Source organism: Vibrio renipiscarius (assembly GCF_000827885.1).
Taxonomy (GTDB): domain Bacteria; phylum Pseudomonadota; class Gammaproteobacteria; order Enterobacterales; family Vibrionaceae; genus Vibrio; species Vibrio renipiscarius.
Genome location: NZ_JTKH01000025.1, coordinates 77,005 through 102,354, shown reverse-complemented (window position 1 = coordinate 102,354; position 25,350 = coordinate 77,005). Strand labels below are relative to the sequence as shown.

Below are 25,350 nucleotides of genomic sequence, written 5' to 3'. Positions count from 1 at the left end.
ACCACTGTTGTGAAGCACTTAATTTGGGGCGGTTGTATGGATCTTTTCTATATCGTCACATCCAAACGAAACCTTTCCCCTGCCAGTTCTGACTCGTCAGTGATAGTTTTAATGACTTCGTTCAGTTGTCTTGTGCAATACAACTGAATCGCTTCTTTTTTGATTTCGCAAAAAACTTTCCAATCAGACTCTTTGATACTCATGCAACCCCCTTAAAGTTTTCATTTTCAGCATAGAGTCTAACGCCCGCTTCTCTCTACAGCGAAACCCACAATGACAGTATCGGATCACTGAGTTAACTGATCTACCTACTCGGTGATTGCGTATAGTTGGAGTAGATAAAAATACTTAGGGAGCCAATGACTTCATTAACGACATTTTTACGATGGTATATGCCCGTTGTGCACAAAAGAAGTAGACTTACTGTTTAGCTCGACACATTTCCCCACCAAACATCCGGTTGTGTCATGATTTATGAAACGTTGTAGTGAACCTTGATTCCCAGAGAGAACCTTTATGTCGGCAAGAGAAAGAAGTCTACCTACCCATCGCATTTCAAGATTCAGTAAGTTCGCGTCGCTCGCGACTCGAGTAGCCGGAAGTGTCATCACGGAAGGCACGAAACAGCTCGCGCAGGGAAACAGACCCAAAGCAAAAGACTTGCTATTAACGCCCCAAAATGTTGCTCGACTCACTGATCAACTGGCGCATTTACGCGGCGCGGCGATGAAACTCGGTCAAATGCTGTCGATGGATGCAGGTGATATTCTTGAACCCGAGTTAGCTAACATTCTCGCCCGCCTGCGCTCAGACGCCGACCCGCTGCCAGCCAAACAGCTCAACCAAGTGTTAGAAAATTCACTCGGAATGAACTGGAAGGCGGAGTTTATCTCCTTCAACTTCAAACCCATCGCCAGTGCGTCCATCGGTCAAGTTCACCAAGCCTACAGTGACGCAGGTGATAAATTGGCCGTCAAAGTTCAGTATCCAGGGATCAGAAAAAGTATCGATAGCGATGTAAATAATGTCGGTACTCTGCTCAAAATTGTTGGCTTGATTCCGGAGTCTGTCGATTACAAAAGTTTGTTGGAAGAAGCGAAAAAACAGCTCCACGATGAAGCGGATTATGCTCGAGAGGCCGATTACGCGACTCGCTATTATCATGCACTAAGCGGAAACTCTCACTTTGTGGTTCCGAAAGTTTACCTACAAAGCTCATCCGAATCGGTGCTCGCGATGGATTTCATCGAAGGCTGTTCTATCGAAAAAATCGAAAACGACGACCAGCAGACACGTGACTTTGTCATGCAAAGCCTGCTCGAACTAATGTTCAAAGAGCTGTTTGACTTCAAGATGGTGCAAACCGATCCCAACTTCGCTAATTACTTGTATGTAGAGCAAACACGTCAAATTGGTTTGTTGGATTTTGGCGCTACTCGTGAATACAGCGATCGGTTCAGTGAGGGTTATCGTAAGGCTTTCACTTCTGTAGTTAATCATGATGAGCAGGGACTAAACAAAGCCCTAGAGCAAATTGGATTTTTTAGCGAGACCATTCTCCCAGACCAACGCCAAGCCATTCTCAACTTAGTAAAAATGGCGTGTGAACCCATGCTTGTCGATGAAGATTACGATTTCAAAGCCAGTGGTTTAGCGCAAAGGCTTCGTGAAGCAGGAACCATACTGAGCATGGAGCAAGAGTATTGGCACACACCACCAGCCGATGCCCTATTTCTCCACCGCAAGATAGGAGGCATGTACCTACTGGCATCTCGCCTTGGAGCCAAGGTGAATATCAGGCGCTTAGTAGAGCCCTATTTGCTCACCAATAGCTGATTTTAGAGCGATTTCGGTCTTTAAAGTGTTCACTTCAAATCTATCGCGAGTAGTGGTTTTGATACTTGGCTATGAATCGGAGTTTTGCCGACTTTCTTGGGCAACGAATCGTTGCCACTTTTTTAGCAAGTCATTCTCGAGCTTAAATTGTTCGTTCTGACGTTCAAGCTCTGCAATCCGACTAGACTCAGTTTTCTGACTCGGGATCTTAGTCCGTTTCTTACGTTTATCTTCCATCATTTATAAATAACCCCTTGGGAATATTTAGCCAAATATGAATCCGGAAAAATATCTAATTTAAAGTGTCACTAAAACAGGGGGTGGTTACATTATTGGCTGATTGAGAAATACGCCTGAAGCGACTTTGAGCCAGAGAAACAAGACGACCAAACCACTCGAAAACTTGAATGAAGCAACCCGTTAACCTTGGCATGTTTTACGGGTTAAGGGATTTAAGAATGGATCGATAATAGTGATTTGCTGAGTCTACTCCCAACGAATAGCCAAAGGGGCAAAGAACGACTCAAAGGCATTTAAGCCATTGACATCCCATTAAAACATAACACCACCACCTGACCTAAACCATTGTGACATAAACACTTACCCCAAAGTAAGCCGAAAATGCCAAGCGTTGGGAATCCGTCTTGAACGCTTGTTATGTGCGTACTAAACTTTCTGCTCTAATTTGCAATATGCACCAACTACTTCTTTCATATTGGCTGGTAAGTTTTTCATATTATCAATGATACATTTTAACAACTTTAGCCTTTGCTGTTCTTTAGCTGTCTGTTGAGTCTCCTCGTAGTTTCGTGCATTAACGACCTTATCGAGTTCACTACTAGCTACTTTTGAATTATGTTCATCAGCATAGGCTTTAGTGATGTCAGAGTTTAGCTTGCCAGCTTTGAATTTAGACAAGGTTTGCTCAAAGGACATCGATTTTACTGATGCAACTTCAGACAAATAAATTGCTAATATGCTACGCAATACGCCTAACTTATCTACATTGCTCCATTCCTCTGAGGCTAAGCTGGCATCAATTTGCTGAAATATTGGTCTTACTACGTCCTTATTTTTTGGAGTCACAAGTTCTGAGTACGAAACATTTTCAAAAAATAACCGATTGAAAAAGCTCTCGCTATCCGCAAACACTGAAGACGACACCAACAGTAAAATTAAGATGATTTTGTTCATTTTTCCTCTAAGCACATAACGCCTGCATAACACGTTTACTACTATGCAATTATACTTAAAATTGATGCCTTAAAACGAGAAACACCCGACAACCCGAAATGCCGAGTGTAGTAAATCGTGTTGATGCATTTGTTAGCACATACTTATGGAGCGCAATAGATTATTGGTATCGCATTCATATCTCTAACCGCATGTGCAAAAGACGAAATGATCCATAAAAGCTGAGTAATGTGTCCAGGAACATTTTCTCCATTTTGTATTCTCCTGAATTGTGCCTCTATTTCTGATTTAGACATAAATGAACAACTAAGAATACATTTTCTATGAAGCTGGTAATTTTTTAATAAATCACCTAAATCCGTTTCAACGTTTGTCATATTACCTTGACGAACACGTCTAATTTGCGTTTGTGTACCATTGTTAGAATATAGATTATTAAACTTATCTTCTATTCTTTGCACAAATTGTTGTTGAGTAAAAAACATATTACCTAAGTTCTTAATCCCTTGCCCAACAACATCGTGTAATTTACTTGCTGATGTAGTCAGATCTCCATGCTTTGAGTGTATAAAGGATATACAACCCTCATCAATATTAAATGTTATATGATCAGCCCACTCGATCCCTAAATCATCACAAAAGACATAGTTATCTTGTTCATGTAATCGCTCTATTAGTTCAAACATTGAACCACTTTCAAATAGCTCTTGGTCTGAACTAAAATTACCTTTTTCCGATGTTATTTGTGTCATATCTCCGATTGGTTTCAGAATATCTAAAATACTATTTATCTCAGAAACACCAGATGAATCCTGAAAACAAGCCCCCATAAAATACATATACTTAGGATCAGAAAAAGTAATACTATAAAAACCATTCTTAACAATATACCTTTGTAAGGTTATATCTTTTCCATTTTCTACAAGCCTATAGTTTGTTAATTTTTTCGATTGCAATGTAAGAGTTTTAGGATTACGCCTTATTTTCGCATCCGTTGAATGACCAACAATTTCGTAGTTCTCGTTTATTTCATACGTTTTTTCAAGCTCTTGATACAGCTTTTGCTTAACTCTATTTGAAACTGTTATTGTTTTCCCACGTCTTGATTTGTATTTAATTATTAAGCTGTCTTTCTCTATTCTTTCAGACAACTGAGTACTTTCAATCAAGAGAGCATTTGGTGAGGTTATCGCTAAAACATCAATTAACTCGACTTTCTTAGCAAATGCTTCAAGAAATTCGTTATCAGTTGCATTCGCTAGCAAATTTACTTGTTCTTTAACCCATAAAGCTATGTCATCAATTGATATTCTTTGAGATGCTTCGACAATTCGACCAGTGCCTGAAATAGACTTAATCGAAGCACCTTGACGAATTTTTAAGTAATATGGAATTGAACGTCCAGCCGAATGCGTAGAAAGTAGACCTTTCAGGTCTGCTGCTTCATAAGATCTAGCTCTCATAGCTCGATCAGAAATAGTCATATTTCTTAAAGCCATTTTCTGATATTCAGCATCATGATTAAACGTACGGCTTAACTCTGAACTTCCAATTAAATCAAAATTTTCTTTGATTAATTCAGTTATATTTGAACAACTTTTTTTAAGAAAAGCATAGTGACCATCATATTCAATAATAATTATATATGCATGAATTCTATCTTCAATTTCATCATCTAAAAAATATACTGGTTTAACTGAAGGAAAAACCTTAACTGAATAAACATAGTTTAAATCATTTTCTTCACTCACCTTTTCTTGTCGGAAAACATCAATTAAGTAGCTTCCCCCTTCCTCGATGTTATCTGAAGCACCTTCCATTATTCCACGAATAACATCATCTGTTATTTCTGTTTTAGGAAGATAAAAGTGTGCATTTTTTGTTAATTCTAATCTTTCTGGCATTGATTCTCACCCTAGTAACTAAACGCTGTTTCTAATTATATGTGTGTGCTAACGAATGACATGGATTCCCCCTCCCGAGGATCTGCCACACTTAAGTGGAATACATTTGCACCGGAGGCACCATGTCTGATTATTCTTATTTTTGCGGTATCGACCTGGCTAAAAACCATTTTAGTCTTCATGCTGTCGACCAAAATGGCAAAGTCCTACTTCATAAGTCGGTTACTCGCTCTAAACTGCTGACTACAATAGCAAATATGCCGCTCATGCGTATAGGCGTTGAAGCGTGTGGTGGTGCACATTATTGGGCAAGAACACTCAATAAACTCGGGCATGATGCGCGTATTATGGCCGTTAAATACGTCATCCCTTATCGAACCAAAGGAAAAAACGACCTTAATGATGCCGTTGCTATCTGTGAAGCCGTTCAGCGTCCATCAACTCGCTTTGTACCTATAAAATCCCCTGAACAACAAGCCATCTTATCAGTGCATCGAATGAGAGAGCATTGGGTTCGCGAACGGACCGCGCTAATGAATCGGATGCGAGCCCTACTATCTGAGTTTGGACTCATCATCCCTGTTGGTCGTTCATCATTAATGAAGCAAGTGCCGTTAATGCTTGAAGATGCTGAGAATGAACTACCATGCCTCGCAAGGACCGTTATTTCCGATGCGTATCACCACCTCGACGAATTAAATCAACGTATCGCAGATACAGAACAAGTCTTCGATGCTTGCGCGAAAGTCAGCGACAATGTTCGCCGAGTCATGACGGTTAGAGGGATTGGGCCTCAAACCGCCACGGCAATACTGGCTTCGATAGGCAATGGGTCACAATTTGATAAAAGCCGCGACTTCTCTGCTTGGCTCGGCTTGGTACCAAAGCAATATTCCACAGGCGGTAAGCCTCGGTTAGGCCGAATAACCAAACACGGTGATAAATATCTCCGAACGTTATTGGTTCATGGCGCAAGAACGGTCATTGCAAACCTTGGTGACAAGCAAGATAGGTTAAGCCAATGGTGCAGAGGCGTTCTTGAACGAAGAGGGATGAATCGAGCCATCGTGGCACTCGCGGCGAAAAACGCACGAATTATATGGTCACTTTTACACAATCAAACCGAATATGAAAACCATGCCGCTTAAGTAAAGACATAGGCAGCATAAAGAGTTAAACCCACCGGGTCATTGCAGACGCTAATGATGGAGATAGGTTAAGACCACTTGCGGAGAGCCTGTTAATGCGGCGGACACATTAGATGTCATCTAACGAATAAGGCACCGCAGTCGCGCAAAGTCATCAGGGCCACGATGTATATGAATCATCGATAAATAGGCCGAATGTAGAGCGGCAGTCCAAAACCCATCGTCATAAGTTTAGCGGATGTTTGACAACCGGGGGAATCCATGTAGCCGCGTTAAGCGGACTAAAATTGTGGGTTATAATGTGTAGCGAAGCGAAACCTAACCCACTGTTTTAGTCCCGTTTAAACGCCTTGTTAGCTTTTTGACGACAAAGTTGCGCATGCTTGCCGTATATTTTCCAAATGGTTTCGAAAATCACCGTTCACAGATAACTCATCAGATTTCTCAATGTTATGTCCGTTACTTTTACAAATATATAAATCATTGATGCTTCCCATGCCTGCAAACTTTTGTAATACACGAGTTGCATCATTACCATCATGAACAGTAGGTAATTTATATTTCTTTTCTCGATACTTAATCAAGATGCAATTTAGTGCCGATATTTCATCATTTAAAATCATAAATCACCATGAAAGCTAACGCCCGCTTAAGTGGTGAGCAACGCAATACGATGTTTCTGCACACCACCTAAATCACTAAACTTAACGCATGGTAAAAATGCCACGCGTTGTGAATCCGTCTTAAAGCGTTTGTTAGCTCTCTGGCGACTCTTGTTCAACTAACCCCTTTTCTAATTGAATTCTTCGAAGGTTTTTAAGCACAGTTGCGCCTTTATCAGATAAAGCCCAGTATTCATTTTTATCACTAACCGGATGTTTTCTCGAACTTGGAGTGATTAAATCCAATGCTGCCAGATCAGCTAACCAGTGACTTAAATGGTTATTGGGAACCGGCGCAATTTTTCGATAGTTCGTCACTCCAAAATAAATCGCTATATCTGAACCAATTTTATCGAATGAATTTTCAACCATCAAATTTGGCGCTCACATAACGGATACAAAAACTCTCGGCTTGTTATACATCCCAGCATTCCTTGCGTCCGATCTGGTGCTAACGTCTTACGATCATAATAAATTCGAGCAGTACAAAGCCCTTACTCTCGTGTCTGTAGCTCGCTTAACTTTTATTGGAAAACATAAATCAAGAATTGAAAATATCTGTAACGATGTCCGATTATTCTCAAGAGGTGACCGTGAGAGCTTAGCGGCCTACATGCCCGACATCCAAGTACTGGACTTCCCTCAACTCGTCGCCGCATTCCAAGAGCTCGTGAATGAAGAGGACAATCCCGATTTGCCGCCCCCGTCCATCGTAAATCAACTTAACCATTATCGCAGGCCCTACGAAGCCACTTTAGATTATAAAGATGGGTATTCACGGCGATCCAATACCACAACATTTACGGGTTCGAGTAAACTGGAGACGAGTGAAATCAAGTTTCTTGACGATGATAGCGGAGACTCTCTCGTTGAACTGCGTGAAATCGCCTCACATCCAACCGTTAGCAAGCAGGTTTGGCAAACTGAAGACATATCGTCCGACGTTAACCGCACAATCAGCATTGTTTCGACACTATCAACGTCTTCTAATGACTATGCCGCCAACGCGCTTCACGCCAGAGCTATCAATGCTCGGATACAGAAAAAAGAAATGTCTTTGGCTTGTGACATTGAAAGCATGACTAAATTTGAAATTGGGGCCGTCATCAATTATTGCGTCACGTCCATTTTGGCGAGAGATTGCATTGAAAAGCAGGCTAAAGCACTACTCATTATGCTATTTACGGGCAACCCATTTCATTTAATCAAAAAACTAAAAGCAAGGAAAAATAACAAACATCAAGTCATTGGCTTTCAACGCCATCACCGCGTTCCTTCCCAAAAACAACGCGCTGAAATCCGCCCTCTAGTAGCCAATTCACTGTCTTCATTTTGGCTACCATTACCAGAGATGGTTTGCGAACGCCTGCAGAGTTGCGCCAAGGTTGAGTTCTCGTTATCAACACACTTTGAATAGTGATGAGCACCTTTTTTTCTATCGCGATCATAGCCAGGTTTTAGAGTGTACACCTTCTGTTTACTCACAACATATCGACTCTATATTTCCAATTCAGCCTAACTGGGCCAGACACCAAATTAGAACACTTTTTCTGCGCGAAAAAATCGACCCTGCTTTAATTTCAGCATGGATGGGACATTACAATCAAAGGAAGCGCGCTTTGCATTCACACAGCCTCCTCAACAGAAAGCAATTTGAACAGGTTGCCACTGTACTTAATAATTATATTGAGCACATTGGCATTGAGGTCTCCCCATGGGAAAAATAGGTGTACAGGCCCGTAAAGAAAGCCGCGATAAACATATCGAAAATGTAAAAAACAAGGCTAGACAACTCTTTGAAAAATCCTTTCCAAATCCCTCGGTCGTTCCAAGCAGTGCTGCCTTTATCAAAAAGTGGCAGGTGTATCTAAACGACATTGGGTTGGTTTTTGGTGGGTTGGGAGATTACCGACGGGCATTCAATCAAGGGGTGACTACTGTCCGTAATTACAATGAACAATATCAGTGGGGTATACAACCGCCTTCTCACATCGTCACCAATAAGCCGATAGCTCAACTCAGAACACTCACTTGGCTTAAGCGCGCTTGGCAGGTTAACACCCTCTATAAGCAGTGGCACAAGCAGCTGATTAATCTCGAGCCCCCACACAGCCGTGACATGGCCCATAGAGACTTATTACTCTCTTTTATTTTCCACAGCGGGCATTGCGTACCAGAGATCGTGAAAGCATTTAGCGACCGGTTATTCACCACTCCCCTAAGGCTACAAACATGGAATGAACAGCCGTTTATGACGATCACGATCGACAACCCGGCTTATAACACCAATGTCACTGATAGTGAGGCCGCCATCACTCAGTTTTGCTGCTACTTACACCCTGTCACACTCGGCTTGATCCGTCATTGGAAAAAATGGCAAGGCGTTGAAGGCAATCCTCCGCCCAAAGATTGGAATGCACTCATGTATCTTCTTGCGGGGCCATTAAACACGATGACCTCAGCTCAATTTTGCTCCGCCGCGGCTTATACCTGTGAACAACATGATGGCGTTGAGTTAAGCCAAGCACTCGTGGAATATCAAATAGGCCACAATAAATCCTATAGCCTTCCACTGGATAACTTAGCTCGGTTACATCGCCCGACAGTCACTCGACTCAACACTTCCCTTTCATATTTTCCGGTCACCACTGCGAAGTCGATCAGATCACCACTGCCAAACTACCCCCAAATGGAAGCATACCCAGCCATCAAAGCATGCTTCAAAAAAACGGGCGTCAAAGAGCTTTCAAAAACCATTGTTTCCGACAGGTTAAATAGACTCATTCTAGCGTTAGAAGCTCAGAAACAAACCGACACTTTGGTTCTCGTCAGTTGGTATCGGCATAAGTTGAAATCGTGTGCTGTCAACTCCGTACGCTCATATCACGCAAACCTATCGCGAAATTGGTTATACCTCAGCGCAAAATACCCTCTGCACCAACTGAGTAGTGAAAACCTGGAATCGTTGTACATAGAGGCGATTGAAGGGCAAGCGAGTGCAAAAGCACAGCGCTACTTCGCGTCCCGACTTAAAGATGTACATCAATTTGCGGTTACCCACTTTCAATACGCCAAAGTATCTAGCCAATACCTCCACGCCGATCCCACACAATCGCATACTCGAGCTGGTTTTGTTGACGAAGGGCTATTTTGCGCGCTCATGAATGCAATTGACCGCATCACAGATTTAAATGACGCCGATAAACTGTGTCTAATGGCGTTATGTATTACATCGTATCGATGTGGGTTGAGGTTAAGTGAACTAAGAAAATTGCGTATCAAAGATATTGAGAAATCGACGGTAGGTTGGCTACAGATCCGAGAAAGCCAATATGGTAGCAATAAGACCGCTAGTAGCTTACGAAAAGTCCCCTTTTTTCCATTACTGCTCGAGGATGAAACTGAGATAGTCGAACAATTTTATAGACTCAAACTCGAACAAACCGAAGAGCACGCGAACTATCCTTTTTTTACGATAGGCTCTGAACTGAAACTGCCGATTACATCGCTGCAGATTTCGGCGCTGGTTGGGGGGCTATTAAAATCACTATCTGGTTTGGATTACCTCGTCTTTCATCACCTAAGACACAGTTGCCTGAGCAGAATGCAATTACTACTCGAGTTAGGTGACGATGTAACAGAGTTTCCTTCGCTTACCGCTTATCCAATAAACCAAATACATAAGATCAAACATCTCGTGTTCGGGCGATCGCTAAGGAATGGTTACGATCAAATTGCCGCATTCGCTGGGCATGAGTCAGCAGCAATGACATTTCAACACTATTTCCACTTTTCAGATTGGATTGTTGCAAGGAAATTGCTCAATGCCAATTTCAACCTCACCAAAGCACAAACCGTGCGCCTTGGGATCAATTCACGTGCGAACATTCGTCTGCAAAAACATGTTGAAGGTAAACAGGAATCACTTGACTACTTGTCACGAAAATTACAGGTAAAAGTACTGAGTAATCCCATAGTCGATGGATGTGATCCTGTGACATATTCTTATCATCCAAGTACAGAAATTCTATCCATCCCCATCTGCTACCAAGCAATATCGCTATACGAGCAAGGATTTCAACACGAGGACATCTGTAACAGGCTAAGAATTAAAGAGCAAACCCTGAGCGATTGGATCGCCAGAGCAAAGGCAATTAAAGCACTAACCGTCACTAACGCAGGGAAAGTAACCTCACGACATTTTAGTCATGCTCGCTCAGATAAGCTGTTGCCTGCAAAGCTAAAAAGCGAACAAGAAATCGTATTACTTAACCAATACATAGCCAGTATAAAGCAACACTACCCGGCCAATCGCGATGCCTTTAAACAGATCATTAATTATGTGCTGCACCATAGCAGCGTCTCTCGTTCAGGGATCTACTTCAATTCGCCGCAAGAATTACAATCGTTCATCAAAACCAGCTGGCTATTTATCCCTAAATCCCATTGGCGCGCGATGACACACTTCATGAATGCAAGTACTCAAAAGGACGAATGGGCACTCAGCCTAAAAGGCATCAAGCAAGTTGTTGAGCGCAAGCAAACAGGACGAAGCAAGAAAAGTTATGGCGCCGTTCGGCTAGAGCTGATTGACCCGCACCATAAACATACAGGAAAGACGGAAAAGCAAAAAAGATCCTCACCAACCCTGATGTATTTGTTCCATATGATGGGGATTATGATGTCAATTGTTTAATCCTAAACGATCTACATTGTACCCCAGGAGCCCGATTCATCGAGCTAAAACTACGAAACTAGGTAAATGCCCACTAAAAGAGGTGCTCTGTTAATTATCGAACCCCAAAGCTTTTGCGTTTTTAAATACGGAAATCTAATCGCTGTCTGTCCTTTGACAAAGCCCATATACTTCGAGGTACTTAAACTAAGTGATCGGGGTAATTAACCTTTCTCTTTCCCTTAAAAGATGCCATATAAAATCGACGGAACTGTTACCTCATAAGTAGAATATGGTTCTAAATGACGCCCAGTTTGTAAAGATGGGGATTCTGAGAAAATTGGGCTGAACGGAAAAGCCATCAGCCCATAATGAGATAGGTTTTAGCTCAGTACATCAAGACTTTCTGGTGTAGGCAAAGCAGTCATTGCACCTTTTTTAGTTACGGCTAAAGCACCGCATTTATTACCACATTTTACTGCGGCAATGATGGTTTCTTGATTCTTCCACTCGCTATGACGAGAAAGCAGAGCAAGAAGCCCAGCGACAAACGCATCGCCAGCACCTGTAGTGTCAACGACCTTTGTGACCGCTTTTGAAGGCACTATGGTTTGTGTTCCTTGGTATTGTACCAGTGCACCTTTAGATCCTAGTGTGATTATAATAGCTTTATCTTCCCAGCCAGGGGTTGCTAGTGCTTCATCAACGCTATTTTTGCCTGAAAGCAGAAGTAATTCTTCTTCTGAAAATTTAACAATATCAGCCAGTTCAACTGCTTTACTTACGTTTTCAACCATCTCTTCAACACTGTTCCAAACTTGTTCACGTAAGTTAGGGTCAAAGCTGATGTAACCGCCTTGGCTCTTTAGGCGAGTCATCATATTAAAAGTGGCTGTGCGTGAAGGATCATTTGCTAGGGCAATTGAGCAGCTATGCAACCACTGGTTTTCAGCAAAGTCTGGCTTGTCTGCCGCATCAAAGAACTGGTCGGCGCTTGGGGTTACCATAAAGGTAAAGGTGCGCTCACCCTCGTGGTCAAGATCAACGACAACCGTTGAGGTGCGATAGGCTTCATTGAATGCTAAGAACTTGGTTTCCACGCACTCAGCTTCTAATATTTGTGCAATAAAGCGCCCAAAAGGGTCATTACCCACGTTACCGACAAAGCTGGTATCTCCGCCCAAGCGTGCAATACCAACGGCTACGTTGGCTGGTGCGCCTCCAGGGCATTTCAGATAGCTCTGACCACCCTTGTGTGGAATGAGATCGACGACCGCATCACCTGTTACCCATACTTTATTCATATTACTCTCCCGATAAACTAAATAAAGGCGTGGTCCCTAGACAGCACGCCTTCTAAATTGTTTATATCTAAATTATTGAGTGACTCCAGATTGATGTATTTGATCTACAGCGATAAATCCGCAGCCGTTTGTTTCGTTATCAATGATCTCAAATTGAGCCTTTTTACCTTTAAATTCAGAAACAGGCCAACTTACCCATACAGGTTCTGACCATGCTCCACAGGTATTCGGACTTTCTGAGCGCTGCTCTGTGAATGCGCCATTGCCATCCAAATCTACGCTGAGCTTTACAAACACTTGTTGCCCATCATTCCCCCCTCCGATAATCGCGAAGTTGATAAAGTCTTGCTCGATCTCGAATGCATCACTGGTCAGTGTACCTGTGGTAGCATCACAAGCTCCGGCTATGCAGGTGTTAACCGCTTGACCAATCATCTGTGGGCTACCTTCAGTATTACCAACGACATTTGCTGTGAAGGTTGAGGTCCAACCCGGAGCCGTGTGGCTGACTGGGGCGAGGTCGAAGCTGCCAATCATCTTCTTATCGATAACTTCGACTTCTCGTACTAGCTCGTCAGAGCGATAGACGTTATCGATGATAGTTTGTCCCCAACCACTAGTGTTTGCATCGATAACACGGATACGAGCGTAGCGAGTGCCATCGTTAAACGCAGATACATCAAACGCCTTCCATGCGAAGTTGTTAGAGTTCTCACCCGATGCCCAGCCAATCACTTCCGCAGGCTCAGAGAGCAGAGAAGTCGCTGAAGCGCCAATAGGTAGTATTTCAACCAGAACGCCGGTCATACCCTCTTTTGCTAGGATAGAGTAGTTACCACCTGCCACTTGCAATTGCAGATAGTTGTTTTCAATCAGAATTGGCGGGGAAACTAGCTCGCCCGTCAGTGCGTCTGTGATGCGGTCTTCGGTTTGGCCAATGGTTTGGATAAGGCTGGTGCCGTTGTACTTGTCTTCCCAATTACCAATTTTTGCACTTTCCCAGCCACCAGTAGGTGTATTGACTAGTGTTTTTGCCGTCCCGAACAAAAATGCATCATCATCAACATTGGCGCTCTGGATAACATTCCAACCCGCCCAGCAGCTAGTTGTATTCTCACAGTCGCCAGTTACTGTGGAGTCATCAAAGCTTGCAACCTGCTCTCCAACAGGGATCACAGGAGGAATACCTGGATTATCAAGATCTGGCCACTCTTGATCACAGCCAGCAAGAAGAACAGCAGCCGCAAGAGGCGCCAATGCAAATTTAGTCAGTTTCATAGAGCCCCTCTTAGAACAGGAAGTTAACGCCAATCATCGCAAAGTTATGGGTACGGTCGCGCGTTTCATAAAAATTAGTATTGGCGTACGTCTCTTTGACACGTCCTTCACGGTAGTTTGCTTCGCCAAAGAGAATGATATTGTCATTGATTGGATAATCCATGAATACCCCATACTTGCGGAACCATTCTTCGTAAAGGTCATAAGTTTGCCCTGATGCGAGCTCAGTTGTTTTATCTTCGTATTTACCAATTTCACCGTACAGCGTTACACCTAGCCCATTATCAAAACGGTAATGTACTCGAGGCTTCCAGATCAGCTCAGAAAACTTTCCAAATTGCTCATGTTTGCTGCCATCATCATATATACGAGAATGATCATCATCGATATTTTGACCAAATTTAGCAAAGTAGCCAAGCGCCACATTACCGCCGTCAAAGTGATAAATCAGTGCCGAATCTGTTTCTAAGATGTTTTTGTCAGTATTACCTTCTTTGTAGAACATCTCTTTGAAAAACATCCATGAAGTAAACACTTCAACGTTGTCGGTAATTCTATAGCTACCAAATGGGCGAACTCGTGGTTTAAACAGACCGCCAGACAAGCTCTCATGAGTAATGCCTACGTTGATGCCCCAATGACCCCACTCTGTTCCTTCAACATAATGAGGCTGCAATTCCATGATCGAGTTACCAATTTCACCATTCTCAAACTGCTCGCTATAAGGCTTCCCTTGATAAAAATCTTCGCGAGCCACATGATAAAACATGAACCAATTCCCCCAGGACTCTGGACGAACGGTCCCCTCACCAAGGACATACTTTACTTTTGACCAGGTCGCATCACCTTCATCGTTATATTCAATTTCAGTCTCGATCTTAGTAGCGTAATTGCCGTGAATAGTTGATCTTGCGGGCTGATGATAAGTAACCTCAACTTCAAGGTCGTCGTACTCTTGATTTTCCTCCAGCAAGGTAGCGTTTTCGAGAATAGAAAGGTGATGCGGTTGTATCCCAGTCTTACCGCCTCCGTTCGGGCTGGTATGATTACTCGACCAAGCCGCCTGACTGACACATAGCGCCAGCAGGCTAGGTATAATTAGTTGTTTTTTCATTTGTTTTACCACTGTTTTTATTTTGATTTCGTTGCTATAGGTACATGGATATCATCTAGGTTGATGTGACCCCAACCACCGGTATGATTGTCTACGACTTTGAGGTAAAGCTTCTCACCGACATATTCCGATGCATCCCAGAACACTCGTTGATACTCTTCATAGTCGATGCCGGTTGCTTTAATGAGCTCTTTACCATCTGACTTTCTCACCAGTGTGATGTAGAGTTTTTCGATGTCTTCGCCGCCAGCTAACAGGAAGTTAATTTGACCATTTCCACCTAAGATAAAGTCTTCGCTTTTCATAACGCCTGTACTTTCATCACCTCCGGCTTTGTGGCCGAAGAAATGACACTCGCCAGGAATACGGGTAGATGGGTTAAAGAAGATGTTGCCCCAGAATTTGTTTTCCTTGGTTACCGCTTCATCCGTAAACGCATCGCCTTCTAACACCGTCCAACCTGTCAGGTCGCACGTCGCGAAATCGTGATTGGTTAAACCACTTTCGTAGTTTTTAGTGGCATCAAAATTGTCTGGGTACCAAGCAGGTTTAGTTTCTCCCGATGCGGCGGCCATGGGCCATATCGTGAGGCTTTCGACCTTAATATCACCATCAGAAAACATCTTGATCCCTGTTGAGTCTGAGCGCAGGGGGTACGCTCGTGTCGTCAAGCTATTGCGCTCGTTAACATATGCTTCAATTAACGAACGGTCGACAAATAGGCGAAGTGACAATTTGCCATCCTCAAGTGGGACCACCCCCTTCTGCAGGCCAAATGAACGAACATCTGGATCAAGTGATGTTTGACTGCGGTCCATGTTTAGCGACTGTTCTTTTGTGTCGTAATACATCACCGTCTTCTCTTCGCCATCTGAGCTGCGGCGGAGTTCTAGACCAAAACGTGCCGCATCTTTCGAATCAATAACCATCTCTAGCTCGTACATATCAGCAGTAAATGATCGCAACGCTTGGTTTACATGATTTACCGACACATCGGTCAGTTTCACTGCTGCAGTTTGACGAAGTTTCTCAAACGCTTGTAATGGTGCAATACGTAAGGTGTTGTCGTCACCGAGCGTTAGCTCAAGTGGCATACCCGCGCCATGTGCCCAGCCCGAGTCAAAATCAAATTGTGGCGTTCTCATACCCTGTGCAATGGTAAACAGAGTGGCCTTACCCGTTTTCGGATCGACAAAACCGCTTGGACCGGTAAAGTGACCACCACCAAAATCAAGTAGGGTTGGCTCTTCACTGTCAGGGATAAACTTGATGTTCTCGCGGTCAAACTCGCCAATCCAGTAGAACACGTCAACCTGAGCACCATGACCGTGTGGGTTAATCAAGAACACGTATTTTTCGGTGCCGTTTTCGTCTTTACCAAGTGGCATAAACACAGGCAGTTCCCAGATAGTGCCCAAGAATGGATACTTATCATGGTCAGCCTCAAATAGGTTGCCTTGGTGCTCCCAATTAACGAGGTCGGTAGATGTGTATACTAATGCTGTGCCACCCTCTCCAGGCACACCCGACGTAACAAGCTGGTACCAAAGCTCCTTCTCTGGATCTTTAACTACAAACGGGTCACGGAATTGACCAAACACACCCACGCCTTCTTCTTGAAGCGTTACTGGTTTCTTGTAGTACTGCCAATCTTTCAGCTCTGGGTCACTCGTATCAACAGGGAACGCAAGGCCGGTGCGTTGATTTGGCTTCTTGCTGTCATTGCCCGCCGTAAAAAACAGAACAGGATCGCCATTCTTATCGTAAGTAGCACTGCCGGACCAAACACCATCGGGAGTTAAACTGTCCGCTTCTGGAGCAAGGGCAACTGGAAGATTTTTCCACGTAACCATGTCATCGCTTACCCAGTGACCCCAGTGAATTTGATGCCAAAATGGACCATGTGGGTTGTGCTGATAGAACAAGTGGTACTTACCATTGTAATAAATCGGTGCGTGAGGCTCATTCATCCAATGTGAAACCGCCCCTAAGTGAAATTGTGGACGGTGTCGATCTTGCGCATAAATTGCGGGATCGATACGAACATCTTCGTAAGATAACTGCGGAGGTGTCCCTGCCATTTCAAAGATTTTGCTGACTTGCATCTCATGTAATGGTTCCCCAAAAACAGCAACATCGTCCATCAACCCCTTGAACATATTGAATTTAAATATGCCCGCAATACTCAAACCTTGAGTGTGTCGACCTAACTGCAAATCGGTATCTGCTGCCACAAACGTCACATTATCATCAAGCTTAGCTGTTGAGACTTTCTCTCCATTGAGGAAGAGTTCGACGCAGTGTTTTTCGGCGTTATAACTAACAGCGACATGTGACCATACGTCTTTTGGAAGGCGTTTACTTTTAACAAGAATATCCGCTTTAGTATCGCCAAAGCCCATTGTGATACCCCAAGTACCATGCCGATACACTCCAACCGTGAAACCTTTTCGACCGTCGTCTGACGCTTGGCTTAATACCGCTGACAGTTTTTTACCATCCCCCCATTCATAAGCATTAGGAGCTAACCAGGCAGAGACTGTGAAACCAGACTCTAAAGATTGGACGTCGAGACCAGGCGCTTTAATAAAGTTTGAGTAACCATCAAAGAGCAAAGCGCCGTTATGTACACCGTTTTCACGCCAATAGGGATCTTGGCTTGGTGTGTAGCGACCTTGATTAAACACGTGATGAATAAGAACCCTACGGTGAGAGATTTCTTCATGTGCGGTGTTGCCAGAGCCTTCGTTAAAGGTCCAATGTGCGAGTATGTCTGGTTGTGCTGCATATGCTGGATATAAAGTCCCCAAGCATAAGGCTGCGACAGTTGTAAGTTTATAGATAGCGTTCATAGTTTCACATACTTAATGTTATTAGAGAGTGGTATCACTTGTGCGGTGATTTATATGCATTGTTTATGACAACATTGTCATTTCAATTGGTGAGACTTTGAAATGTGACAATTATCATCCAAGAGAGATAAATGACGTTATTTTATTTGATCTAGCAATCAAAAATGGACTTAACAAGACTTAACTGACTAAAAAACACTACAAACATCAAATTCACAGGTCTAGAATTACTCAACGATAAAAATGACAACATTGTCTTAGGTAGATACATAAAAATGAAACAAGCAACCCTAGCAGTCTCACTCTCGATACTCTCTGCATCTTCACTGGCGGCTCCTACTGAATTAAAGATTTGGCGCCATCAAACCGGTGACATTGAAATGCAAGCCAGCGCAGCAATGGTCGAGCGCTTCAACCAATCACAGGGCCAATGGAATGTGGTTGTAGAGTCTATTCCAGAAGGCGCTTACAACGAATCAATTACAGCGGCAGCGATGGCAAACCAACTGCCATGCGCCATGACAATAGATCAGCCTACAGTGCCAAACTTTGCATGGTCTGGCTTTATTCAGCCACTTGACAAATTACTGGACAAAAAGGATTACGACACCGTACTAGCAGGAGGTAAAGGCACTTACAAAGGTCAACTGTACTCACTTGGTCAGTTCGACGTCGCATTGGTGATGTTCTCTCGTTACTCAACGTTAGAGAAACACGCCATTCGCGTTCCAACAGTCGACAAGCCATGGAATGAAAAGGAGTTTGCCGATGCACTCGCAAAACTTAAGACATCCGGTGACTTTAATTACCCACTCGACCTAAACGCGGCATGGGGCGGAGAGTGGCCGAGCTACGGCTGGGGGCCAATGCTGCAAAGCTTTGGAGGAGACCTTATTGACCGTGATAACTATGTTTACGCAGATGAGGTGTTGAACGGTGATGATTCAATCGCGTTTGCCAAATGGTTTAAGAATCTTGTTGATAACAATTACATTGATAAGAAGCCTGCAAATGACAAAGGCTTTGTCTCAGGCCGGGTAGCAATGCATTACACAGGTAGCTGGTCAGCCGAAAATTATTTCGACGCTTTCGGGGAGGATTTAGCCATTCTTCCACCACCTGATCTCGGTAACGGGCCAGTTATTAGTGGTGGTTCTTGGCAATGGTCTGTAACTAAAGCCTGTCCGCATCCAGAAGGCGCAGCTGAATTTATCTCTTTCATCATGCAGCCAGAAGAAATCGCTCAGTTTGTTGATCAAACTAGCCTAGTACCGACGAAACCTGAAGCTGCAAAGCTTTCGAAGCTATACAAAGAAGCAGGTCAGTGGAATATGTTCTATGTATTCGCAAGCCTGTACGGCCAAACTCGCCCAGCAACGCCTGGCTACCCTGTCATTTCTACCTCTTTCGACAAAGCGATGCGCGACATCATCGATGGCAAAGATCCACTGGATGCCCTCGACATGGCGGTTGACACTATCGAACTGAATATTGAAGCAAACAAGGGTTACGGTTTCAAACTGTAATAAAGAAAGAATATGAGTACAGTGACAATATCCGCTCCTAAAACTTCATCAGCTAAAAAATACAGCTATGAAGCGCAGCAAAAACGTTATGGTTGGATGATGGGAGCCCCAGCCTTCTTTGGTCTTATCATGTTTATTGTGGTGCCATTCGTGATGGCAATCACCATGACTTTCACAAACCAACGCATGATGTCACCAAACCCAACCGAAATGGTCGGGCTTAGTAACTATGAACGCCTATTAAGCGTTAACTATCTAATCGTTGGACCTAACCGTAATGAAAATGGAGAATCTAAACTCAATCGCAAAGGTGAAGTGGAGTATCCACGTTTACGCACTCTGATTCGTACACTGCACCCAGAGCTAAAAGGCTATTACGAACTCATCAGTTTCACCAAAGCCGATGACAGCAAGCTGATGATTTTGGCGAAGGATCCGATCTTCTACAAATCGCTCTGGAATACCCTTCTATTTGCGTTGATGGTCGTTCCACTACAAGGTGGTACAGCACTAGGTCTAGCGTTATTAGTTAACCAAGGCTTAAAGGGAACTAACTTCTTTCGAACTGTTTACTTCGCTCCCGTAGTCACTTCGATGGTGGTGGTATCGATTGTTTGGATATTCCTTTATCACAAAGATGCGGGCTTGATTAATGAATACCTACGTATTCTGACCTTCGGTGCTATCGGCCCAATTGATTGGCTAGGGGATAAAAATTGGGCAATGCCATCGGTTGTCATTATGTCGTCATGGCAAGGCGCTGGTGTGCAAATGCTGATCTTCTTAGCAGGCCTGCAAGGTATTCCGAAAGATCTGTATGAAGCTGCGAGCATCGACGGTGCAAATGCATGGCAGAAATTCCGATACATTACGATTCCGGGGTTAAAGAACACCATGGTGTTCATTGTTATCTCGACCACGATTGCTGCATTCGGTCTATTCACCCAAGTGGATGTGATGACAAATGGTGGTCCACAAGATTCAACCACAACCGTGATGTACCACCTTGTTCAAAAAGGCTTTAGAGAGATGGATACTGCTTACGGTTCCACTATCAGTGTTATCTACTTTGTGATTATTCTCTCGATCGCCATGTTCCAAAAACGAATCTTCGACAAGAAGGATGCGAAATAATGATGAGTCAATCTGTCGACCCTAAAGCGGGCTACAAGAAAATGCTCACCTACGTGGTGATGTGCATACTTGCTTACATCTTTGTGTTCCCACTGCTGTTTATGATTTCTTCATCATTTAAACCAGAGAATCAGATATTTACCGACTTGTACTCTGTTAACGCAGTACTGCCCGTTGGGGACATCTCATTTGATAATTATCTAGCCATATTTGATAAAAGCCGTATCGGTAAGTTCTTTATGAACTCGATCATTATCACTGGTACCAGTGTTGCGGTGGGCTTAATCATCAACTCAATGGCTGCGTTTTCCCTTGCACGCCTTGAGTGGAAAGGCAAAAAATTAGTATTAAGTGCGATTATTTCGCTGCTGATTATCCCAGGTGAAGCGATCATGATTCCACTGCTGAGCTTAGTTGCAAAATTGCCATGGATTGGAATCGAAAACGGTGCGTTAGAAATCACGAGTTCGTGGCTCAACAGCCTGCATGTTCAGATCATCCCTGGCCTTGCCAACGCATTTTCTATCTTCCTGTTTTACCAGTTCTTTAAGGATATCCCTAAAGACTTTGATGAAGCAGCAGCGATTGACGGTGCTAAACCGTTTCAAATTTACTGGCGCATTATTGTGCCGATGAGTGGCCCGGTATTCGCCACCGTTGCCATCTTACAGTTCCTTGGCAACTGGAACGCTTACCTGTGGCCGGTGATGGTAACCCAGAGTGAAGACGTGCGTCCTGTCATGCTTGGTATACAGCAGTTCTTTGGTAACGCTACCTCTTGGGGCGAAGTGATGGCTTACGCCACCCTGATCACACTTCCTGTTTTAGCAGTTTTCTTAATTTTCCAACGCCGCTTTGTTCAGAGTTTGGCAGGCGCTGGTATTAAAGGTTAATTTTGGAGTTTATGAGATGCAACAACTAGCAACAGATATCTTTCGACCGACGATGCACTTTACACCACCGTTCGGTTGGATGAATGACCCAAATGGTCTGGTATACATCAATGGTGAGTACCACCTCTTCTATCAGTACTATCCTTACGGCAATAAGTGGGGGCCAATGCACTGGGGGCACGCAGTAAGCTCTAACTTGCTCAATTGGGAACACCTGCCTCCGGGCCTAGTTCCTGATGAGACAGGTATGTGTTTCTCTGGTAGCGCTGTGATTGATTGGAAAAACTCAAGCGGCCTGTTTAACGATGCTGAACAGCCAGGTGTCATGGCATTCTACACCGCATGTATTGCACCTTCTAATGGTACCGATGGCGTGCAGATGCAAAGCCTTGCCTACAGCCGTGATGGTGGGTTTAGCTGGGAGAAGTTTGAGCAAAACCCAATCCTTGCCAACCCGGGATTGAAAGATTTCCGGGACCCGAAGGTGATCTGGCATGATGAGTCTCAGCACTGGATCATGGTTATCACTGAAGGCCAAGAAATCGGTTTCTACCGCTCAGCGGACCTAAAATCCTGGGAAAAGAGTTCGACCTTTGGTCATGAGGAGGGGGCACACGACACCCTGCCGTGGGAGTGTCCAGATCTGTTCCCAATCCAATTAGAAGGCAGTTATGAGACTTACTGGGTACTTATTGTTGGCGTTCAAGGCGGTAGCTTTGCTGGTGGCTCAGGCACTCAATATTTTATCGGTCAGTTTGATGGTGAGAGCTTTGTTAACCACCATGAACCAGAAACCGTTCTTTGGCTTGATTATGGTCGTGATTACTATGCAGCTCAGACTTGGTCTGACGTAGCAGACGGCAGCCGTGTGGCTATCGCTTGGATGAGCAACTGGCAGTACGCCAACGAAGTGCCAACTCGTAACTGGCGTAGCGCAATGAGCGCACCTCGTAGCATGAAGTTATGCAAAATGGACTCAGGCCTACGTCTACTTTCAGAGTTCCCGAAAGAGTGGGGATTAGAGACACAAACTCATCCTTCATCAGGCACTAGCCTTAATCAAGGGCAGTTCCTCAAGCTAAGCGATTCGTACCAAGCGGGCGTGGTGAATGCTACCTTTACACTTGAAACTGGCTCTGAGCTGAAGATCGCGCCATTTGGCAATGAAAGCCTAGTCTACATCGTGTGCCGCTCGGAAACAGGCTACCTCCTGACGACTAAACGTGTGATTGCTGATGAAGGTGAAGAGAACTATCAGAAGACTTTCGCATCAAATGTGACGCTAGAGCTGCCAAAAAACGATGAACTAAACCTAGTTGCACTTATTGACCGTTGCTCAAGTGAACTGCTGCTACAACAAGGTGAGTTCTGCGTGACAGACCTGTCGTTTGACTCATACGTCTCAGGCTATGAGCTAACCTGCATCAAAGGTACCGTTAAGCTAGCGAGTCTGAATTTTTGCGCACAATCAGCTGTCAACCCAATTATCAAAGCAGCATAAGGAAACATCATGGGAAGTGTAAAATTAACAAATGTCATCAAACGCTTTGGTGATACCCAAACTATCCACGGTGTGGACATTAGCATCAAAGACGGCGAATTTGTCGTATTTGTTGGCCCATCAGGCTGTGGTAAATCAACGTTGCTGCGTATGGTCGCCGGCCTTGAGTCTATCACTGATGGTGAGATCGCTATCAGTGATGAGCGAGTCAACGAGCTTCAACCGTCGGATCGCAGCATTGCGATGGTGTTCCAATCCTATGCTCTCTACCCACACATGACGGTGTACGAGAACATCGCCTTCAGCATGAAACTAGCTAAGGTCGATAAGCAGCAGATGGATCACAAGGTGATGCTAGCGGCTAAGTCGCTGCACCTAGAGAAGCTGCTAGAACGTAAGCCATCCGAGCTTTCTGGCGGTCAGCGTCAGCGTGTGGCGATTGGCCGTGCAATTGTTCGTCACCCAGAGGTGTTCTTGTTTGATGAACCGCTATCTAACCTAGATGCAGAGCTTCGTGTGCAGATGCGTATTGAAATCGCTCGCCTACACAAAGAGCTGAAATCGACTATGATCTACGTTACTCACGATCAGGTTGAAGCGATGACGTTAGCAGACAAGATAGTGGTGCTTAACGCGGGTCGAGTTGAGCAGATCGGTACGCCACTAGATCTATACAAAAACCCAGACAACATGTTTGTGGCAGGCTTTATCGGCTCACCAAAGATGAACTTCATCAAAGGCCGAGTAGCTGTACAAACACCAGCAGAAATCACTGTCGATCTAGAAGGAAATACCCGTGTAACCCTTCCTCGTATCAACAGCGGTGTTAAGGAAGGCGATATGGTTACTGTAGGTATTCGCCCTGAGCATCTGCAAGTTGGTGAAGGGGAAGGGTTTAAACTGACTCTAGAGCCACAAGTGGTTGAAAATCTAGGAGGTCACAGCTTCCTTTACTCGCAATTCGGTGAAGCGAATGTTTCCGTTGAGCTAGAAGGTGTGTATCATAATGACGATCTGACGCCAATTTCGGTATTTGCCGACATTAATAACGTTCACCTCTTTGATGAAAGTGGTAAATCTGTAAAATAAATTCAAACAACGGCATAGCGGTTTTTATGCCGTTGTTTCATCGAAGAATAAGGGAATTATGGTCACCATCAAACAAGTGGCTGCTCGCGCAGGCACCTCCTTTAAAACCGTTTCTCGGGTGATTAACAACGAGCAAAACGTTAAAGCTGAAACGAGACAAAAAGTCGAAAAGGCAATCGCCGAGCTTGGTTACCGACCAAACGGCGCGGCCCGTATGATGCGGAATGCTAAGTCTGGTGTTATTGGTTTTATTGCGGATCAAGTATCAACCACACCAGCAGCGATCGAAATCATCAAAGGCGCACAAGAGCTTGCATGGCAACATGGTAAGCTCTTAATGGTATTGAACATCAAGTCAGATGATGACTCAGTAGAAAAAGCGATTGAACAACTGTTGCAGTTTCGTGCCGAGGGTGTGATCTACGCCAGTATGTATCACAAGCCTGTTAACCTGCCCAAGGATTTACACAACCTACCAACGGTATTGGTGAACTGTTTTAGTCCAACACAACGTTTAGCCAGTGTAGTGCCTGATGACTACATGGCAGCGTATGACTTGACCAACCGAATGATTGATAAAGGCTATAAGCGGATCGCACTGCTTAACCTTAACCGACGAATTATCGCCGCCTCTGAACGTCAGCGTGGTTATTTTGATGCACATTATGCAGCTGGCTTTCAGGTCGATGATGCTTACGCTCGTAACGCTGTTATTGAAGAGAATGGTGAGGAGAGATCTATCACCGAAAGTGTGGTAAGCGAGCTGCTTGCACTACCAGAGCCGCCGGATGCCATCATCTGCGGTAAGGACCAGCTTGCGATGGAAGTCTATTTCTACCTATCGACCCTTGGCATCGAAGTGGGCAAAGACATAGCTTTGGGTAGTTTCGATAATATGAACCCCATTCCGCAGACATTAAAGCCAGGCTTATCTACAATGGCGCTTCCTCACCTTGATATGGGTAAATGGGGGCTTGAGTATTTGTTGGAAGAACAGACACACACAGATCAGGTAAAGTTGCCATGCACTTTCGTTGGTAGAGAGTCTTTTTAGACTGTTCACGTTTTTTGGTTAAAGTATTAACGCCCGCTTCCAGAGCCTTTACGGAAGCGGGTGTTTTTAGGCAGTACCATTGTCAAATTTTGCAAATTTAGTAGGTGCGCTAAAACACTTTTGTCTAATAATGAGCTAGCGACCACCGCTAGCTCATGTGGCCACCAAACAATTCTGTCGCACTCA

19 protein-coding genes and 2 pseudogenes are annotated in these 25,350 nt (G+C 44.1%); 10 read left to right on the top strand and 11 right to left on the bottom strand.

Annotation, left to right across the window (positions count from 1 at the left end):
* Positions 1 to 47: 47 nt before the first annotated feature.
* Complete coding sequence (locus OJ16_RS20090; RefSeq protein WP_160289876.1) at positions 48 to 203, bottom strand: hypothetical protein; 156 nt, start codon at positions 201 to 203, stop codon at positions 48 to 50.
* 313 nt (positions 204 to 516) lie between these two features.
* Here OJ16_RS20090 and OJ16_RS18755 point away from each other — a divergent pair, with 313 nt between their 5' ends.
* Complete coding sequence (locus OJ16_RS18755) at positions 517 to 1,836, top strand: ABC1 kinase family protein (protein ID WP_040992914.1); 1,320 nt, start codon at positions 517 to 519, stop codon at positions 1,834 to 1,836.
* Positions 1,837 to 1,882: 46 nt separating this feature from the next.
* Here the strand turns inward: OJ16_RS18755 and OJ16_RS20160 are convergent.
* The 3 genes and pseudogenes from OJ16_RS20160 to OJ16_RS18745 form a co-directional block, all read right to left on the bottom strand.
* Positions 1,883 to 2,076 (bottom strand): annotated as a pseudogene (locus OJ16_RS20160) (IS3-like element ISVisp1 family transposase); the annotation flags it as partial.
* A gap of 426 nt (positions 2,077 to 2,502) precedes the next feature.
* Positions 2,503 to 3,030 (bottom strand): hypothetical protein, encoded by a 528-nt coding sequence (locus tag OJ16_RS18750; RefSeq protein WP_040992912.1) that lies wholly within the window; start codon positions 3,028 to 3,030, stop codon positions 2,503 to 2,505.
* 143 nt (positions 3,031 to 3,173) lie between these two features.
* Positions 3,174 to 4,934: a hypothetical protein gene (locus OJ16_RS18745; protein ID WP_040992910.1), complete on the bottom strand. Its 1,761-nt coding sequence runs from the start codon at positions 4,932 to 4,934 to the stop codon at positions 3,174 to 3,176.
* A 122-nt stretch (positions 4,935 to 5,056) separates the two neighbouring features.
* On the opposite strand from OJ16_RS18745, the gene OJ16_RS18740 reads away from it, so the two are divergent.
* The gene (locus tag OJ16_RS18740; protein WP_040992908.1) at positions 5,057 to 6,082 is read left to right on the top strand and encodes an IS110 family RNA-guided transposase; all 1,026 of its coding nucleotides are present in this window, start codon (positions 5,057 to 5,059) and stop codon (positions 6,080 to 6,082) included.
* Positions 6,083 to 6,435: 353 nt separating this feature from the next.
* Here OJ16_RS18740 and OJ16_RS18735 read toward each other — a convergent pair whose 3' ends face one another.
* Together OJ16_RS18735 and OJ16_RS18730 are read right to left on the bottom strand one after the other, a co-directional pair.
* Positions 6,436 to 6,705 carry a DUF6966 domain-containing protein gene (locus OJ16_RS18735; RefSeq protein WP_040992906.1) on the bottom strand — a complete coding sequence of 90 codons (270 nt, stop codon included), beginning with the start codon at positions 6,703 to 6,705 and terminating at the stop codon, positions 6,436 to 6,438.
* 132 nt (positions 6,706 to 6,837) lie between these two features.
* Positions 6,838 to 7,119 carry a hypothetical protein gene (locus tag OJ16_RS18730; protein ID WP_152613882.1) on the bottom strand — a complete coding sequence of 94 codons (282 nt, stop codon included), beginning with the start codon at positions 7,117 to 7,119 and terminating at the stop codon, positions 6,838 to 6,840.
* Positions 7,120 to 7,357: 238 nt separating this feature from the next.
* Between OJ16_RS18730 and OJ16_RS18725 the strand changes: the two genes are divergently transcribed.
* Together OJ16_RS18725 and OJ16_RS18720 are read left to right on the top strand one after the other, a co-directional pair.
* A complete protein-coding gene (locus OJ16_RS18725) occupies positions 7,358 to 8,161 on the top strand; it encodes a hypothetical protein (RefSeq protein WP_152613881.1) in 804 nt (267 codons plus the stop codon).
* Positions 8,162 to 8,458: 297 nt separating this feature from the next.
* On the top strand, positions 8,459 to 11,440 hold the full coding sequence (locus OJ16_RS18720) for a tyrosine-type recombinase/integrase (RefSeq protein ID WP_052810356.1): 2,982 nt from the start codon (positions 8,459 to 8,461) through the stop codon (positions 11,438 to 11,440).
* 98 nt (positions 11,441 to 11,538) lie between these two features.
* Here OJ16_RS18720 and OJ16_RS20020 read toward each other — a convergent pair.
* The 5 genes and pseudogenes from OJ16_RS20020 to OJ16_RS18700 all read right to left on the bottom strand — a co-directional run.
* Positions 11,539 to 11,628: pseudogene (locus OJ16_RS20020) on the bottom strand (IS200/IS605 family transposase); the annotation flags it as partial.
* 174 nt (positions 11,629 to 11,802) lie between these two features.
* A complete protein-coding gene (locus OJ16_RS18715) occupies positions 11,803 to 12,723 on the bottom strand; it encodes an aminoimidazole riboside kinase (protein ID WP_040992900.1) in 921 nt (306 codons plus the stop codon).
* A gap of 72 nt (positions 12,724 to 12,795) precedes the next feature.
* Entirely contained in the window at positions 12,796 to 14,001 is a 1,206-nt protein-coding gene (locus OJ16_RS18710; protein ID WP_040992898.1) for a hypothetical protein, read from the bottom strand.
* Between the two features lie 10 nt (positions 14,002 to 14,011).
* On the bottom strand, positions 14,012 to 15,115 hold the full coding sequence (locus tag OJ16_RS18705) for an OmpG porin family protein (RefSeq protein ID WP_040992896.1): 1,104 nt from the start codon (positions 15,113 to 15,115) through the stop codon (positions 14,012 to 14,014).
* A gap of 17 nt (positions 15,116 to 15,132) precedes the next feature.
* Positions 15,133 to 17,967, bottom strand: a complete 2,835-nt coding sequence (locus OJ16_RS18700) for a GH32 C-terminal domain-containing protein (protein ID WP_052810355.1) — start codon at positions 17,965 to 17,967, stop codon at positions 15,133 to 15,135.
* A gap of 275 nt (positions 17,968 to 18,242) precedes the next feature.
* Between OJ16_RS18700 and OJ16_RS18695 the strand changes: the two genes are divergently transcribed.
* From OJ16_RS18695 to OJ16_RS18670, 6 genes are read left to right on the top strand one after another with little or no spacing between them, the layout of a single operon-like run.
* Positions 18,243 to 19,493: an extracellular solute-binding protein gene (locus OJ16_RS18695; RefSeq protein WP_040992894.1), complete on the top strand. Its 1,251-nt coding sequence runs from the start codon at positions 18,243 to 18,245 to the stop codon at positions 19,491 to 19,493.
* A 12-nt stretch (positions 19,494 to 19,505) separates the two neighbouring features.
* Positions 19,506 to 20,627 carry a carbohydrate ABC transporter permease gene (locus OJ16_RS18690; protein ID WP_040992891.1) on the top strand — a complete coding sequence of 374 codons (1,122 nt, stop codon included), beginning with the start codon at positions 19,506 to 19,508 and terminating at the stop codon, positions 20,625 to 20,627.
* A complete protein-coding gene (locus OJ16_RS18685; RefSeq protein ID WP_052810353.1) occupies positions 20,627 to 21,520 on the top strand; it encodes a carbohydrate ABC transporter permease in 894 nt (297 codons plus the stop codon). Before OJ16_RS18690 ends, OJ16_RS18685 begins: the two co-directional genes overlap by 1 nt.
* Positions 21,521 to 21,536: 16 nt before the next feature.
* Positions 21,537 to 23,021 (top strand): glycoside hydrolase family 32 protein, encoded by a 1,485-nt coding sequence (locus OJ16_RS18680; protein ID WP_052810352.1) that lies wholly within the window; start codon positions 21,537 to 21,539, stop codon positions 23,019 to 23,021.
* A 9-nt stretch (positions 23,022 to 23,030) separates the two neighbouring features.
* Positions 23,031 to 24,110: an ABC transporter ATP-binding protein gene (locus OJ16_RS18675; RefSeq protein ID WP_040992889.1), complete on the top strand. Its 1,080-nt coding sequence runs from the start codon at positions 23,031 to 23,033 to the stop codon at positions 24,108 to 24,110.
* 58 nt (positions 24,111 to 24,168) lie between these two features.
* Positions 24,169 to 25,164, top strand: coding sequence for a LacI family DNA-binding transcriptional regulator (locus tag OJ16_RS18670; protein WP_040992888.1), 996 nt, complete (start codon positions 24,169 to 24,171; stop codon positions 25,162 to 25,164).
* The last annotated feature ends 186 nt before the right edge of the window (positions 25,165 to 25,350 follow it).